General features: G+C 70.7%; 13 protein-coding genes. 8 read left to right on the top strand and 5 right to left on the bottom strand.

The features are described from left to right. The first annotated feature begins 72 nt into the window (after window positions 1-72). On the top strand, window positions 73-3,609 hold the full coding sequence (gene dnaE, locus ACWDA7_RS05475; protein ID WP_450602868.1) for a DNA polymerase III subunit alpha: 3,537 nt from the start codon (window positions 73-75) through the stop codon (window positions 3,607-3,609). A gap of 112 nt (window positions 3,610-3,721) precedes the next feature. Here the strand turns inward: dnaE and ACWDA7_RS05470 are convergent, their stop codons facing one another. Then, the gene (locus ACWDA7_RS05470; protein ID WP_359389246.1) at window positions 3,722-3,901 is read right to left on the bottom strand and encodes a hypothetical protein; all 180 of its coding nucleotides are present in this window, start codon (window positions 3,899-3,901) and stop codon (window positions 3,722-3,724) included. A 222-nt stretch (window positions 3,902-4,123) separates the two neighbouring features. Here ACWDA7_RS05470 and ACWDA7_RS05465 point away from each other — a divergent pair, with 222 nt between their 5' ends. The 4 genes from ACWDA7_RS05465 (at window position 4,124) to ACWDA7_RS05450 (ending at window position 8,055) form a co-directional block, all read left to right on the top strand. Then, window positions 4,124-5,338 carry an NYN domain-containing protein gene (locus tag ACWDA7_RS05465; protein WP_450602867.1) on the top strand — a complete coding sequence of 405 codons (1,215 nt, stop codon included), beginning with the start codon at window positions 4,124-4,126 and terminating at the stop codon, window positions 5,336-5,338. 111 nt (window positions 5,339-5,449) lie between these two features. After that, a complete protein-coding gene (locus tag ACWDA7_RS05460; protein WP_450602923.1) occupies window positions 5,450-6,424 on the top strand; it encodes an ABC transporter ATP-binding protein in 975 nt (324 codons plus the stop codon). Window positions 6,425-6,515: 91 nt separating this feature from the next. Beyond that, window positions 6,516-7,334 carry an ABC transporter permease gene (locus ACWDA7_RS05455; protein ID WP_450602866.1) on the top strand — a complete coding sequence of 273 codons (819 nt, stop codon included), beginning with the start codon at window positions 6,516-6,518 and terminating at the stop codon, window positions 7,332-7,334. A 34-nt stretch (window positions 7,335-7,368) separates the two neighbouring features. Continuing rightward, a complete protein-coding gene (locus ACWDA7_RS05450; protein ID WP_450602865.1) occupies window positions 7,369-8,055 on the top strand; it encodes an AAA family ATPase in 687 nt (228 codons plus the stop codon). Between the two features lie 269 nt (window positions 8,056-8,324). On the opposite strand, the gene ybaK is transcribed toward ACWDA7_RS05450, so the two are convergent. The 4 genes from ybaK to ACWDA7_RS05430 all read right to left on the bottom strand — a co-directional run bounded on the left by ybaK (window position 8,325) and on the right by ACWDA7_RS05430 (window position 12,364). Next, the gene (ybaK, locus tag ACWDA7_RS05445) at window positions 8,325-8,825 is read right to left on the bottom strand and encodes a Cys-tRNA(Pro) deacylase (protein ID WP_359389258.1); all 501 of its coding nucleotides are present in this window, start codon (window positions 8,823-8,825) and stop codon (window positions 8,325-8,327) included. Window positions 8,826-8,850: 25 nt separating this feature from the next. Next, a complete protein-coding gene (locus tag ACWDA7_RS05440; RefSeq protein ID WP_450602864.1) occupies window positions 8,851-9,591 on the bottom strand; it encodes an LON peptidase substrate-binding domain-containing protein in 741 nt (246 codons plus the stop codon). Between the two features lie 35 nt (window positions 9,592-9,626). Then, window positions 9,627-10,631, bottom strand: a complete 1,005-nt coding sequence (locus ACWDA7_RS05435; RefSeq protein WP_450602863.1) for a hypothetical protein — start codon at window positions 10,629-10,631, stop codon at window positions 9,627-9,629. A gap of 152 nt (window positions 10,632-10,783) precedes the next feature. Further along, the gene (locus ACWDA7_RS05430) at window positions 10,784-12,364 is read right to left on the bottom strand and encodes an oxidoreductase (RefSeq protein ID WP_450602862.1); all 1,581 of its coding nucleotides are present in this window, start codon (window positions 12,362-12,364) and stop codon (window positions 10,784-10,786) included. A 440-nt stretch (window positions 12,365-12,804) separates the two neighbouring features. Between ACWDA7_RS05430 and hisD the strand changes: the two genes are divergently transcribed. The 3 genes from hisD to hisB are packed head-to-tail and all read left to right on the top strand — an operon-like array spanning window position 12,805 to window position 15,835. After that, on the top strand, window positions 12,805-14,130 hold the full coding sequence (hisD, locus tag ACWDA7_RS05425) for a histidinol dehydrogenase (RefSeq protein WP_450602861.1): 1,326 nt from the start codon (window positions 12,805-12,807) through the stop codon (window positions 14,128-14,130). Next, window positions 14,127-15,236 carry a histidinol-phosphate transaminase gene (locus tag ACWDA7_RS05420; RefSeq protein ID WP_450602860.1) on the top strand — a complete coding sequence of 370 codons (1,110 nt, stop codon included), beginning with the start codon at window positions 14,127-14,129 and terminating at the stop codon, window positions 15,234-15,236. The genes hisD and ACWDA7_RS05420 overlap by 4 nt, the downstream gene beginning before the upstream one ends. Further along, the gene (hisB, locus tag ACWDA7_RS05415) at window positions 15,233-15,835 is read left to right on the top strand and encodes an imidazoleglycerol-phosphate dehydratase HisB (protein ID WP_432926613.1); all 603 of its coding nucleotides are present in this window, start codon (window positions 15,233-15,235) and stop codon (window positions 15,833-15,835) included. Before ACWDA7_RS05420 ends, hisB begins: the two co-directional genes overlap by 4 nt. Window positions 15,836-15,839 lie beyond the last annotated feature (4 nt).

Raw genomic sequence — 15,839 nt, 5'->3', positions numbered from 1 at the left:
GACGCTGTCCCCCAGACTGTCCGCAGCCTGTCGGACCCCCGTCGACGCCTGTTCGCCTTGGAGGCCGAAGCCGTGTCAAAGCCGCCGTTCACGCACCTGCACGTCCACACCCAGTACTCACTGCTGGACGGTGCCGCGCGGCTGAAGGACATGTTCAACGCGTGCAACGAGATGGGCATGACGCACATCGCCATGTCCGACCACGGCAACCTCCACGGGGCGTACGACTTCTTCCACTCCGCGAAGAAGGCCGGCGTCACCCCGATCATCGGCATCGAGGCGTACGTCGCCCCCGAGTCCCGGCGCAACAAACGCAAGATCCAGTGGGGCCAGCCGCACCAGAAGAGGGACGACGTCTCCGGTTCCGGCGGTTACACCCACAAGACGATGTGGGCGGTGAACAGGACCGGCCTGCACAACCTCTTCCGCCTGTCCTCGGACGCGTACGCCGAGGGCTGGCTGCAGAAGTGGCCCCGTATGGACAAGGAGACCATCGCCCAGTGGTCCGAGGGCATCGTCGCCTCCACGGGCTGCCCCTCGGGTGAGGTGCAGACCCGGCTGCGCCTCGGCCACTTCGACGAGGCACTGAAGGCCGCGGCCGAGTACCAGGACATCTTCGGCAAGGACAAGTACTTCCTGGAGCTGATGGACCACGGCATCGAGATCGAGCGCCGGGTCCGCGACGGTCTGCTGGAGATCGGACGGAAGCTCGGCATCCCGCCCCTGGTCACGAACGACTCGCACTACACGTACGCGCACGAGGCCGGCGCCCACGACGCCCTGCTGTGCATCCAGACCGGCAAGAACCTCTCCGACCCCGACCGCTTCAAGTTCGACGGCACCGGCTACTACCTGAAGTCCACGGACGAGATGTACGCCATCGACTCCTCGGACGCCTGGCAGGAGGGGTGCGCCAACACGCTCCTCGTCGCCGAGATGGTCGACACCACCGGCATGTTCGAGAAGCGCGACCTCATGCCCAAGTTCGACATCCCCGAGGGCTACACCGAGGTCACCTGGTTCAAGGAGGAGGTCCACCGCGGCATGGAGCGCCGCTTCCCGGGCGGCATCCCCGAGGACCGCCAGAAGCAGGCCGACTACGAGATGGACGTCATCATCTCGATGGGCTTCCCGGGCTACTTCCTCGTCGTCGCCGACTTCATCATGTGGGCCAAGAACAACGGCATCGCGGTCGGCCCCGGCCGAGGCTCCGCGGCGGGCTCGATCGTCGCCTACGCCATGGGCATCACCGACCTCGACCCGATCCCGCACGGTCTGATCTTCGAGCGGTTCCTCAACCCCGAGCGCATCTCCATGCCCGACGTCGACATCGACTTCGACGAGCGCAGGCGCGTCGAGGTGATCAGGTATGTGACGGAGAAGTACGGCGCCGACAAGGTCGCCATGATCGGCACGTACGGCACCATCAAGGCCAAGAACGCCATCAAGGACTCCGCGCGCGTGCTGGGCTACCCGTACGCGATGGGCGACCGGATCACGAAGGCCATGCCCGCCGACGTCCTCGGCAAGGGCATCCCGCTGTCCGGCATCACCGACTCCGAGCACCCCCGCTACTCGGAGGCGGGTGAGGTCCGGGGGATGTACGAGAACGAGCCGGACGTGAAGAAGGTCATCGACACCGCCAAGGGCGTCGAGGGCCTGGTGCGGCAGATGGGTGTGCACGCGGCCGGTGTGATCATGTCCAGCGAGACCATCACCGAGCATGTGCCCGTCTGGGTCAGGCACACCGACGGCGTGACCATCACCCAGTGGGACTACCCGAGTTGTGAGTCGCTCGGCCTGCTGAAGATGGACTTCCTCGGTCTGCGCAACCTGACGATCATGGACGACGCCGTCAAGATGGTGAAGTCCAACAAGGGCGCGGACATCGACCTGCTGAGTCTGCCGCTGGACGACCCCACGACCTTCGACCTGCTCCAGCGCGGCGACACACTGGGCGTCTTCCAGTTCGACGGCGGCCCGATGCGCTCCCTGCTGCGGCTGATGAAGCCGGACAACTTCGAAGACATCTCCGCCGTGTCGGCCCTGTACCGGCCGGGCCCGATGGGCATGAACTCCCACACGAACTACGCGCTGCGCAAGAACGGCCAGCAGGAGATCACGCCGATCCACCCGGAGCTGGAGGAGCCGCTCAAGGAGGTCCTGGACGTCACCTACGGCCTGATCGTCTACCAGGAGCAGGTGCAGAAGGCCGCCCAGATCATCGCGGGCTACTCGCTGGGCGAGGCAGACATCCTGCGCCGTGTGATGGGCAAGAAGAAGCCCGAGGAGCTGGCGAAGAACTTCACCATCTTCCAGACGGGCGCGCGCAAGAACGGCTACAGCGACGAGGCGATCCAGGCCCTGTGGGACGTGCTGGTCCCGTTCGCCGGCTACGCCTTCAACAAGGCCCACTCCGCGGCGTACGGCCTGGTGTCGTACTGGACCGCCTTCCTGAAGGCGAACCACCCCGCCGAGTACATGGCCGCGCTGCTCACCTCGGTCAAGGACGACAAGGACAAGTCGGCCGTCTATCTGAACGAGTGCCGGCGCATGGGCATCAGGGTGCTCCCGCCGAACGTCAACGAGTCCGAGTCGAACTTCGCCGCCCAGGGTGACGAAGTGATCCTCTTCGGCCTCTCCGCCGTGCGCAACGTCGGTACGAACGTCGTCGAGTCGGTCATCAAGACCCGCAAGACCAAGGGGAAGTACGCGTCGTTCCCGGACTACCTCGACAAGGTCGAGGCGGTGGTCTGTAACAAGCGCACCACGGAATCGCTGATCAAGGCCGGCGCCTTCGACACGATGGGGCACACCCGCAAGGGCCTCACCGCGCAGTACGAGCCGATGATCGACAACGTGGTCGCGGTCAAGCGCAAGGAGGCGGAGGGCCAGTTCGACCTCTTCGGCGGCATGGAGGAGGAGAACAGCGAGCCCGGCTTCGGCCTCGACGTCACCTTCACCGACGACGAGTGGGACAAGACCTATCTGCTCGCCCAGGAACGGGAGATGCTCGGCCTGTACGTCTCCGACCACCCGCTCTTCGGCCTGGAGCACGTGCTGTCCGACAAGGCCGACGCGGGCATCGCCCAGCTCACCGGGGGCGAGCACGCGGACGGCGCGGTGGTCACCATCGGCGGCATCATCTCCGGCCTCCAGCGCAAGATGACCAAGCAGGGCAACGCCTGGGCGATCGCCACGGTCGAGGACCTCGCGGGCTCCATCGAGTGCATGTTCTTCCCGGCGACCTACCAGCTCGTGTCGACCCAACTCGTCGAGGACGCCGTGGTGTTCGTCAAGGGCCGCCTGGACAAGCGCGAGGACGTGCCGCGGCTGGTCGCGATGGAGCTGATGATCCCGGACCTGTCGAACGCGGGCACCAACGCGCCCGTGGTGCTCACCATCCCGGCGGTGAAGGTCACCCCGCCGATGGTGAGCCGCCTCGGCGAGATCCTCAGCCAGCACAAGGGCGACAGCGAGGTGCGGATCAAGCTCCAGGGACCGCGCAAGACGACCGTCCTCAGGCTGGACCGCCACCGGGTCAAGGCGGACCCGGCGCTCTACGGCGATCTGAAGGTCCTGCTCGGACCCGCCTGCCTGGCGGGCTGATCGTCCGGACCGCCCACGGACGCGAGGGGCGCACCCCATTGATGGGTGCGCCCCTCTGTGCGTGTCGGGACTTCAGCAGCCCCACCGGGCTTCAAGGGCCCTGGCACCGGCTTCAGTTGTGGCCGAAGCTCTTCTGCTTCTTACGGGCGACATCCGCGGGACTGCCCTGGGCCTGCGGCACCGAGGACTGATGTGTCTCCGCTGCGGGCCTGTGCGCCTGCTCCTGTGTCTCCTTGGCCTGCGAGGAGCGGTTCTGCGGGCCGGCCTGCTTGCGGTTCTTGTTCTTGGCCATGGTGATGCCTCCTGTGGGGGATCTAGGGGCCAGGGCCGGGACCAGATTCACATAGGCTGATAAAGAACGCATTTCGTGCAATTACCGTGTGTGACAAAGGTAGTGAGAAGGAAAGGCCCTGTTCCGCCACGCCGAAGATCGAGTTCGGGCCGTTAACCTCGGCGCCGTCGGGCAGACTCGAAAGAAGCCCGAAGCAAACCTCCCGGAAAGAGGGTGGAACGCGTGGACCGCTGCATCGTCCTGGTGGACGCCGGGTATCTGCTGGGGGCTGCCGCCAGCCTGCTCGCCGGGGAGCCCTCCAGGTCCCGGATCACTGTCGACCACACGGCCCTCATCCAGGGGCTGCGCGAACGCGCCGAGGCGGACACGCAACGACCGCTGCTGCGTATCTACTGGTTCGACGGCGCCCCCGACCGCGTACCGCAGCCCGAGCACCGCAGGCTGCGGGTGATGCCGCGGGTGACCGTACGTCTCGGCGCACTGACCCGCAGTGACGGGCGATGGGCCCAGAAGGGCGTCGACGCCGCCATGCACGCCGAGCTGACCGAGCTGGCGCGCAACCGCGCCTGCTCCGATGTCGTGCTCGTCACCGGCGACGGAGACCTGCTGCCGGGCATGATGGCCGCGAAGGAGCATGGGGTCGCCGTGCACCTGTGGGCCGTGCAGGCGGCCGACGGCGACTACAACCAGTCCGAGGACCTGGTCGCCGAGGCCGACGAACGGCGCGTGCTCGACCGGGCATGGATCACCCAGGCCGTACGGGCCAAGGAACTGGGCGGGATCTGCGCGCCCCCGCCCGCGCCGCGGCCGGAGATCGCCGCGATCCTGTCGGCGCCGCTGCCCGAGTCGGCGCTCCCCGCCGCCACGGAGGGGCCGTCCGTCGAGCCGCAGCACGCCGTCGCGGCCGGCTCGCCGAACGGGGCCCAGGAGCGCGCACAGGCCCCCAGGGGCGTCCCCACGCCGAAGGACCTCGCGGCACTGCGGGCACCCGGACCCCAGGCGGTGCACCAGCCCGCAGGGGCCACCCTGCGGTGGTCCTCCGACAAGGGCTGGGTGGACCGGCCCGTCGCGGCCGAGTCGCCGGACGCCGCCTCTCTGCCGACGCTGGCTCAACTGACCACCGCGGAGCAGCGCTGGGCCGACCGCGAGGAGGACATCACCACGGTCGGCGGTGATCCCTACGAGGTGGGACAGGTGTTCGCGCGGCGCTGGATCGGGCGGCTCGCCGACCAGTCGCATCTGCAGAAGCTGTCGGGCATGTATCCGCGCGTGCCGCACCGCATCGACGGGGAACTGCTCCGGTACGCGGCGCGGTTCGGCCTGCTCGCGCACAAGGACGACCAGATCGACGAGCACGACCGCTACGCCATCCGGGCGGGGTTCTGGCGGGAGATCGACCAGCGCACGGCGACGGAGCACGCCTCCGTGGGGGAGTGACCCACCGGGCCGGTGTCCGGGCCCCGGGAACCGCGCGGTGCGCCGCACCCCGTACCCTCGTCCCTTGTGAGTACGCGCACCGCACAGGCACAACCGCAGGGTCGCGATGTCGTGTGCGCCGTGCGCGGGCTGACCAAGACCTACCCGGCGGTACGGGGCCGGCGCGGCACGCCGGGAACCCCCGAGGTGCGGGCCACCGACGACGTGCGGATGGACATCCGGCGCGGGGAGATCTTCGGGCTGCTCGGGCCGAACGGCGCCGGCAAATCCACCCTCGTACGGCAGCTGACGGGACTGATGCGCCCCGACCGCGGCAGCGTCGAGATCCTCGGGCACGACATCGTGCGCCACCCGGAGCGGGCCGCGCGCATCCTCGCCTATCTGGGGCAGGAGTCCAGCGCCCTGGACGAGCTGACCGTCTCGCTCGCCGCCGAGACGACCGGAAGGCTGCGCGGTCTCGGTCTCGGGCAGGCCCGTGCGGAGCGGGACGCCGTCCTCGAGGAACTCGGGCTCACGGCGGTCGCCTCCCGCCCGCTCAAGAAGCTCTCCGGCGGTCAGCGCCGGCTCGCCTGCTTCGCCGCCGCGCTGGTGGGTGAGCGGCCCCTGCTGGTGCTCGACGAGCCGACCACCGGGATGGACCCCGTCGCCCGCCGGGCCGTGTGGGCTGCCGTGGACCGGCGGCGGGCCGAGCGTGGGACGACCGTGGTGCTGGTCACCCACAACGTGATCGAGGCGGAGACCGTGCTCGACCGGGTCGCCGTGCTCGACCGGGGCCGTGTCATCGCCTGCGACACCCCGGCGGGGCTCAAGGAGCGGGTGGCGGGCGAGGTGCGGGTCGAGCTGGTGTGGCGCGAGCAGGCGCCGCTGGAGGTGCCCGAGGTGGCCGCGCTGCGTGCCCGCGCGGTCGAGTCAGGCCGCCGATGGTCGCTGCGGATGGCCCCCGAGGAGGCACGCGCCGCCGTCGCCACCGTCACCGGCGGTGCCGCCTTCACCGCCCTCGACGACTTCACACTGGCCACGCCGAGCCTTGAGGACGTCTACCTCTCACTCGGCGGCGGCAGTACCCAGGGGCTGGTGAAGGCATGAGCGCGCGGGGCACCGTGGCCGTACGCAGCGGTAAGGGCGCCGTGTCCGTCGGGGGCGGGGCGGCGGCAGAAACGAAGAGGAGCAGCGCGACGTGAGTGTCGTACCCGCACAGGTTCTGCCCAGCGCAGCGGCGGTGGACGGCGGCTTCCAGGACGCGGCCGCCCTCGGCCCCCGGGCGCGGCTGTGGCCTTCGCTCGCCGCCGTGTACCGGGCGCAGCTGTCCCGGGCCCGGGTCGCGCGGATCCCGCTGCTCTTCGTGGCGACGTTCCAGTCGGTCGGCATCATGATCATGATGCGGGGAGTGGTGAACGGCGGGGCCGACGCACGCTCCGTGGTCGCCGGGTCGTCCGTGCTGGTGGTCGCGTACGTCGGACTGAACCTGCTGGCGCAGTACTTCGGTCAGCTGCGCGGCAGCGGCGGGCTCGACCACTACGCCACCCTGCCGGTGCCGGCGGCCGCGGTGGTGCTGGGAGCGGCGGGGGCGTACGCGTCCTTCACCGTGCCGGGGACCGTGGTGACGGCCGTGTTCGGGAGTGCGCTGTTCGGGCTGCCGCTCGCCCATCTGTGGGTGCTGGTCGCGGTGATCCCCCTTGCCGGGGCCGCGCTGTCCGGGCTCGGCGCCGCGCTCGGCCTGCTCGCACCGCGGCCCGAGCTCGCCACGCTGCTGGGCCAGTTGGGTATGTCGGCAGCGCTGCTCCTCGGGGTGCTGCCAGCGCACCGGATGCCGGAGGCCGTGCGGTTCGCGCGGGATCTGCTGCCGTCCACGTACGGTGTGGAGGCGCTCGCGCGGACTTTCGCGAACCGTCCTGACTGGGCGTCCGTACTCGGAGACCTCGGCGTGTGCGCGGCCGTCGGTGTGGCCTCGCTGGCCCTGGCGACCTGGGCCTACCGCCGGGCGGCCGTCCGATGACGCCTCTGACAGACTCGACTGGCAGGATGTGAAGGTGACCGCTCCGTTGACTCCGCCTCCGCCGCCGCATGAACAGTCCCCGCATTCTTCGCCCCATGCCTGGCAAGCCATGTCCGTCCCGCCGGGAGCCGGACCCGCCCCGCACGGTGCCACCTCCCTGTACGGGACGGAGGGCCCCGGTATGAAGACCGAGGTGCGGGAGGCAGCCGTGATCACGGTGGGCGTCGCGCTCGCCGGGGTGCTGCTCGGAGTGCTGTGGGCGTGGCTGGCGCCCCGTGTGCCGCTGGTCGGGGACCTGGTCGACAAGAACTGGGTCGTCTATCTGAAGGACACCGAGGGGGAGCAGGCCATCGGGGTGGACGGAACGTTCACCCTGCTCGCCATCGGCTTCGGTGTCGTCAGCGCCCTGATCGTCTTCCTGGTGCGCAGGCGCGGCGGGGTACCGCTGGTCGTGGCGCTGGCCGTGGGCGGGCTGCTCGGATCGCTGATCGCCTGGCGCGTCGGGGTCTGGCTGGGTCCCTCGCAGAACGTGATCGCGCACGCCAGGGCGGTGGGCAAGGGCGTGACGTTCTCCGCGCCGCTGAAGCTGGGCGCGAAGGGTGCGTTGCTGGCGTGGTCGGTGGCCACGCTGGTGGTCCACCTCGGGCTCACGGCCCTGTTCGGCCCGCGCGACCCTGACCCGTACGGGGCACCGTACGGATCGGCCGTGCCGCCCGCGTAAGAGGGGTACACGGCTCACACGGTCCACGGCGCGGGTGGACGCCCGTGGGATCAAGGCCGCTGCCGCCTCCGTTCCCTCCCGGGACTCCGCCGAGCGCCGAAGCAGCCGAGGGCGGCTGCCCGGCGCCGGATTCAAGGCGTGTTCACGCCGGACGGTGGCCGTGGTTCGCGTGGCCCTTCTTCATGCGCCATTTGCGCTTGCGCGTCCTCTTCGACATATTGCCGTACTAGCCGAGAACGGTCCGTACGTCGAGTGGTCACGTCGGACGGTCACGCGCGTGCGATCGGCGCCAGGGTCGCCTCCGTGACGTTCGCCAGATCACCCGGGGCCAGTTCCACCTCGAGGCCGCGGCGGCCCGCCGAGACGCAGATCGTGGTGTGCGCCGACGCCGACTCGTCGAGCACGGTGCGGAGCTTCTTGCGCTGGCCGACCGGAGAGATGCCGCCGCGCACATACCCCGTCGTGCGCTCCGCCAGCGCCGGGTCGGCCATCACGGCCCGCTTGCCGCCCACCGCGGTCGCCAGTGCCTTCAGGTCCAGCGAGCCCGCCACCGGGACCACCCCGACCACCAGCGCGCCGTCCACGTCCGCCACCAGCGTCTTGAAGACCCGGTCGGGGGACACGCCCATCGCCTCGGCGGCTTCCTCGCCGTAGGAGGGGTGCGACGGGTCGTGCTCGTAGGAGTGGACGGTGAATTCCATCCCAGCGGCCGTCAGCGCCACCGTCGCGGGCGTCCCGCCCGGCTGCTGTTTCTTCGTCTTCTTAGCCATCCCGGCCGTTCCTCGAGGGTGCGCGTCAGTTCAGACTTGTCGGACCGCGCGTCAGCTCCGACGCCGGCAACGACGGCAGACTACGGATGATCGCCGTCTCCGAGCGAAGCAGTTTCAGCTCGTCACGGAGCCGGGAGGCGGTGTCCGGGGCCTGGAGAAGCCGCTGCTTCGTCGGCGTGTCAAGCATCACCGCCGCCGCGACCAGGTAGGACACCACCGCCGGTTCGTCCGGCAGGTCCGCGCCCGTCGACAGCGACCTCTCGCGAGCGCCCGCCAGCCGCTTCTGGTACTGCCGGAACGCCCGCAGCACGCCTTCGGCGAGCGTGCCCGCCTCGTCGCCCGGCTCCTCCGCCAGCTCCTCCAGCTCCGCCGTCAGATAGGGGCCCGACGCGTCCACCGAGAGCAGACGGACGCGCGTAGTCCCTGTGGCGAGCGCCTCGAAGGTGCCGTCGGCCCGCTCCCGGATCGTGGCCGCGTCGGCGATGCAGCCGACCCCGTGGAACGCCTTGGCCGGATCGGGGCCGAAGCCCGCGGCGGGTCCGCGCGCGGGCAGCGCCGTCGGATCCGGCATGCCCGGGGCGCTGGGCGCCACCTCGTGGCCGTCGCGGATCGCGACGACGGCGAAGCGGCGCGGTTCGTCCTCGGGGGTCTTCAGGAGCTCGCGCATCATGGCGCGATAACGCTCCTCGAAGATGTTCAGCGGGAGCACGAGCCCCGGGAACAGCACCGAGTTCAGCGGAAAGAGCGGGAGCCGGACGGTGGTCACGACGGGAAAGCCTAATGGTCGCGAGCGGGCGCGCGTCAGGCATGCTCACTCCGCGGAAGGAGCCGGCGCACCGAATCCGCGGATCGTGCCGCCGCCACCTCCCGGAGCACGCCCTGCCGCAGGTCCAGGAACACACCCAGGGGATCGTCACCGACGCGGTCCCACGGGAACGACGTGGCGTACGGGCCGGTCATGCGCAGCTGCATCAGCGCGTCCTCCCAGCGACTCAGCCCGACCAGCACAAAGGTGAGGAGGTTGCGTGCCTCGGCGAGCCCCGGGTCGCCCGCCGCATACCCCACGGACAATGCGGCCGCCCGGTCCGCCGCCGCATCCAGCCGGCCGCGGTCCACGACCGCCCCGCCGTCGTCCCGCAGATAGGCGTAGGCCGCACGCAGCGGCAGCGCCTGCACCAGGGAGCCGGGCAGCGCGTCCTGGGCGGCGGTCTCGGCGAAGTCGAAGCACTCGCTGTGCGACCCGTGCCAGGACGAGGAGAGATGGCGCAGGGCCGCCACATGACAGCCGTAGTGGTGCGGGGAGCGGCTCACCGCCTCGCCCCAGAGCCGCTCGAACTCACGGTGCCCCGCGCCGGTGCCGTGGGCGTGGTCCAGCGCCACCCGCCACGGCACCGGGTCGCGCGGATCGCCCTCGGTGGCCGCCTTGACCAACGGGGCTATCTTGCGCAGGAGTTCGGCGCGGGCGGGCGACTCCCAGGCGCCGGCCAATGCCAGTTCCGCCTTCACCAGCAGCGCGTCCGGATCGTCCGGTGCCAGGGCGCACCAGTCCGCGAACCACTCGCCGCGCGAGCGAGCGAAGGCCGCCAGCCGCACCACGTACCGGTCGCGGTCCTCCCAGTCGGCGGCCTCCCGCGTGGTCGCGAGCAGTGTGGCCGCCGGGCCGTGATCGCCGCGGCCCGCCGCGACCAGCACCGGTGCGAGGCGCCCGTCGGGCGCGTCGAGCAGGACCTCGTCGTCCGCGGGCAGCCCGGCGGCGAGGTGGGGGGAAGTCCGGCCCGGACGGGTGAACGCGCGCAGCATTGCCATGGTGCTGACCATTGAAAAGCCGCAGGTCGGGGATGCGCCAGAGCTGTCACGGAATCCCTGGTTGGTTGTACGCCCGGCAGTCAAGAATAGGTAAAATGCAACTGTTTCATAGGTGTTGGGCCCCTATGCGCAGACCACCCGGCCGGAGGCCGTCAGCCCCGCCGCAGCAGCCTCGTCGCCCCCGCCGCGACCGTCGTCGCCAGGATCCAGCCCAGCAGGATCACCACCGCGGACAGCCACTGCCAGCCGCCGCTGAGCTGCCACTGGCCCACCTGGCCGAGATCGATGACCGGCAGCAGTAGATCGAGGGCGAAGAGGGAGGGGTTCCACGCCGGGTGGCCCTCCTTGTTCACCGGCGGATGGCTCGCATGCGAGAACGCGAGTGAGGCCGCCGCCCACAGCACCGCCATCCACACCGCCGCGCGGCCCGGCCGGTAGCCGTAGGCCACCGTCCAGTCCTGCGCGTATCCCCACAGTTTGGCCGCGAGTGGCAGGGTCTCGCGGCGGCGGCGCTGCTTGGCGAGCAGCACCTCCCGCGCGTCCTCGTCCTCCCCGGAGTTGCGCAGCACGGTCGCGAGCCGCTCGTAGGGCTCCGGGTGGTACTCGGCGGTCGCCGCCGCCACCCACTCCAGGCGCCGGGCGAGCGGGAAGGCGTCCTGAGGGACGAGGTTCTCGTAGGTGAAGCCGCCCATGTGCAGGTTGCCGAGGGCAGGCCAGCTCGTCCACCGGTCGACGAGGGTCACGATCCTCGCTCCGGAGAGGACCACCTTCCCCCGCTCGGGCCGCTCGCCAAGGAAGCGCAGCTCGGGCGCCTGCACCCGGCGCAGGGACAGCTCCTGGTCGTCGTCGAGCACGAACCGGGCCTGGTCCAGGTCGAGCGCGTCACCGAACCGCCCGTCGTCCAGCCGGACCCCGCCCCGGCACTCGAAGCGCTGCACCCGCGTTCCGCGCGCGGGTGTGGTGCCGCTGGTCAGCAGCGGATTGCCGATGCCCGCGGGGGTGAGATACAGCGTCCGCTCGACCGTCAGCTGGGGGGCGTTCAGCGCCAACCGGGTGTACGGGTTGTTCAGCCGGGCCCCGCGCAGGCTCAGCGAGACGCCGACGGTGGCGCTGCGCAGGCTCAGCTCGCCGTGCGACTCCAGCATCTCGGCCTGCAGGTCCTGTCCGACGGTCAGTCCGTCCGCGATGATCGAGCGGCCGCGCCGGTCCTGGTGGACGACGGCCTGGTTGAGCAGCAGATCGGTGCCGATATGCGCGTCGGTGAGCCGTACCCCGTTGTGGAAGCGGCAGCGGGGCAGGTGCAGATCGCCCTCGGTCTGCAGTCGCGCTGCCTCCAGCCGCGGGACCGAGCAGTCCGCCAGCCGTACGGTCGTGAAGCGGGCCTCCGGCAGCAGGACCTCCCTCTCGAACCGGCAGCCACTGAATTCCACGTAGGGCACGATCGTGCCGCCGGCCAGATCCAGCGTGTCCGTTATCTGCACTCCGGTCAGCTTGAGGGAGGCGACCCGGCCCGCCAGCGCGGGCGGCCCGTCCAGGAGCAGCCATGCCACGATCCGCGCCCGGACGCTGCGCTCGGGTCCCCAGGGGTGGTCGCCGTGCGGATCGTCCACGGCGGCGTCCCCGCTGCGCAGGTCGTAGACGCTGCCGTCGCGGAAGGCCTGCCACATCCCGGCCTCGGCGGCGGTCAGATCCTCCGGCGGCTCGCCGGTGCGGATGCCGGCACCCTCGGTCACAGCACTTCCCTCCCTCCCCGGCTACTCGCGGGTTTCGTACCGACCGTTGATGCCCGCTGTGTGACAGACCGAACGCTATTGGTGAAGATGATCTTCCGGGTTCGGTACCGGTCACCCTGATCCGGCCACCAGGGCGCCGCCTCCGGCATCGGATCCGGCCGCCCGCGAGACCCGGGAACCGCGAGCCGGGCAGCGCCCCCTGGCCGCCGCGGCCGGGCCGGGGACCGGGCGGCGCGGGTGGGTGGCCGCAGCGGCGGCGGGTCCGACACGCGCGACTGCGGGTTCCGGGTGGTGCCCGTTTCGCCGCTCCCGGCCGTCCCCACCGCCCGCGTCACCACCCGCGCTCCGGCCGCCACGGAAGCGGCCCGCGTGCCCACGCTCTGTATCAGCCATTGATACGGCCGTCCAGCGGAGCAAGGCCGTCTGAGAGAATTGGCCCTGTGATCTCCCGAATCGATCTGCGCGGCGACGCCCTCCCCGAGGGTCCCGCCCTGCGTGACCTGCTGCCCCGAGCCGACTTCGACGTTCAGGCCGCCCTGGAGAAGGTGCGTCCGATCTGCGAAGCCGTGCATCATCGCGGCGACGCGGCGCTGATCGACTTCGCCGAGAAGTTCGACGGGGTGCGCCTGGAGTCCGTACGGGTCCCGGCCGAGGCGCTCACCAAGGCGCTCGACCAGCTCGACCCGGATGTGCGCGCGGCCCTGGAGGAGTCCATCCGCCGTGCCCGCCTGGTCCACCGCGAGCAGCGCCGCAGCGCGCACACCACCCATGTCGTACCCGGCGGCTCGGTCACCGAGAAGTGGGTGCCGGTGCAGCGTGTCGGCCTCTACGCGCCCGGCGGACGCTCGGTGTACCCGTCGTCCGTGGTGATGAACGTGGTGCCCGCGCAGGAGGCCGGCGTGGAGTCGATCGCCCTCGCCTCCCCGGCGCAGGCCGAGTTCGGCGGACTGCCGCACCCCACGATCCTCGCCGCCTGCGCCCTGCTCGGCGTCGACGAGGTGTACGCGGCGGGCGGCGCGACCGCGGTCGCGATGTTCGCGTACGGCACCGAGTCCTGCCCGCCCGCCGACATGGTCACCGGCCCCGGCAACATCTGGGTGGCCGCGGCCAAGCGCTACTTCACCGGCAGGATCGGCATCGACACCGAGGCCGGACCCACCGAGATCGCGGTCCTCGCGGACGAGACGGCGGACCCGGTGCACGTGGCCTCGGACCTGATCAGCCAGGCCGAGCACGACCCGCTCGCCGCCGCCGTCCTCGTCACCGACTCCGCAGAGCTCGCCGACGCGGTGGAGAAGGAACTCGCGCCGCAGGTCGAGGCCACCAGGCACGTCGAGGACCGGATCCGTCCGGCACTCGCCGGGAAGCAGTCCGCGATCGTGCTCGTGGACGGAGTCGACGAGGGCCTGCGGGTGGTCGACGCCTACGGTGCCGAGCACCTGGAGATCCAGACGGCGGACGCCGCCCGGGTCGCCGAGCGGGTACGGAACGCGGGCGCGATCTTCGTCGGCCCCTGGGCGCCGGTCTCGCTGGGCGACTACGCGGCCGGCTCCAACCATGTGCTCCCGACCGGCGGCTGTGCCTGCCACTCCTCGGGACTGTCCGTCCAGTCGTTCCTGCGCGGCATCCACATCGTCGATTACACGAAGGACGCGCTGGCCGATGTGGCGCACCACGTGGTGACGCTGGCGGAGGCGGAGGACCTGCCCGCGCACGGCGCGGCGATCAAGGCCAGGTTCGGCTGGAAGGTGCCTGAGAGCAAGTGAGCTTCGGAATCGACGATCTCCCCGTACGGGACGAGCTGCGAGGCAAATCCCCTTACGGAGCGCCCCAGTTGGACGTCCCCGTACGGCTGAACACGAACGAGAACCCGTACCCGCTGCCCGAGCCGCTGGTCGAACGGATCACGGAGCGCGTGCGCGAGGCCGCCCGCGATCTCAACCGCTACCCGGACCGGGACGCGGTCGAGCTGCGCACCAGGCTCGCCGAGTACCTGACGAAGACCGGCGGGCACGAGGTCGGCCTCGAGAATGTCTGGGCGGCCAACGGCTCCAACGAGGTCATCCAGCAGCTGCTGCAGACCTTCGGCGGACCGGGCCGCACGGCGATCGGCTTCGAGCCGTCGTACTCGATGCACGCGTTGATCGCCCGCGGCACGGGCACCGGCTGGATCTCCGGCCCGCGGGGCGAGGACTTCACGATCGACGTCGCGGCCGCCGAGCAGTCCATCGCCGAGAACCGGCCGGACGTCGTCTTCATCACGACCCCCAACAACCCCACCGGCAACGCGGTGCCCGCCGCGACGGTCCTCGCCCTGTACGAGGCCGCCCAGGCGGCCAAGCCGTCCATGGCCGTCGTGGACGAGGCGTACATCGAGTTCAGCCACGGCGCATCGCTGCTGCCGCTGCTCGAAGGTCGGCCGAATCTCGTCGTGTCGCGGACCATGTCGAAGGCGTTCGGGGCCGCCGGCCTCCGCCTCGGCTACCTGGCCGCGCACCCGGCGGTCGTGGACGCCGTCCAGCTCGTACGGCTGCCGTACCACCTGTCCGCGGTCACCCAGGCGACCGCTCTGGCCGCGCTGGAGCACACCGACACGCTCCTGAAGTACGTGGAGCAGCTGAAGTCCGAGCGGGACCGGCTGGTCGCCGAACTGCGCGCGATCGGCTTCGAGGTCACCGAGTCCGACGCGAACTTCGTGCAGTTCGGACGGTTCGCCGACGCCCACGAAGCCTGGCGGAGGATCCTCGACCGGGGCGTCCTGGTCCGGGACAACGGCGTACCGGGGTGGCTGCGGGTGTCCGCCGGAACCCCGCAGGAGAACGACGCGTTCCTCGACGCGGTACGTGAACTGAAGAAGGAGCAGAGCGCATGACTCGCGAGGGGCGCCTCGGAAGAATCGAGCGCATCACCAAGGAGACCTCGGTCCTGGTCGAGATCGACCTCGACGGCACCGGGAAGACCGACATCGCGACGGGTGTCGGTTTCTACGACCACATGCTGGACCAGCTCGGCCGGCACGGTCTGTTCGACCTGACCGTCAAGACCGACGGCGATCTGCACATCGACACGCACCACACGATCGAGGACACCGCCCTCGCGCTCGGCGCCGCCTTCAAGCAGGCGCTCGGCGACAAGGTGGGGATCTACCGCTTCGGCAACTGCACGGTCCCGCTGGACGAGTCGCTCGCCCAGGTCACGGTCGACCTGTCCGGCCGCCCCTACCTCGTGCACACCGAGCCCGAGAACATGGCCCCGATGATCGGTGAGTACGACACCACCATGACCCGGCACATCCTGGAGTCCTTCGTGGCCCAGGCGCAGATAGCGCTGCACGTGCACGTGCCGTACGGACGGAACGCGCACCACATCGTGGAGTGCCAGTTCAAGGCCCTGGCGCGGGCGCTGCGCTACGCGAGCGAGCGCGACCCCCGCGCCGCCGGCATCCTCCCCTCCACGAAGGGCGCGCTGTAAATCC

Source organism: Streptomyces sp. NPDC001156, from assembly GCF_053598275.1.
The sequence above is the reverse complement of the archived record's forward strand: the minus strand, read 5'-3'. Positions and strand labels throughout refer to the sequence as shown.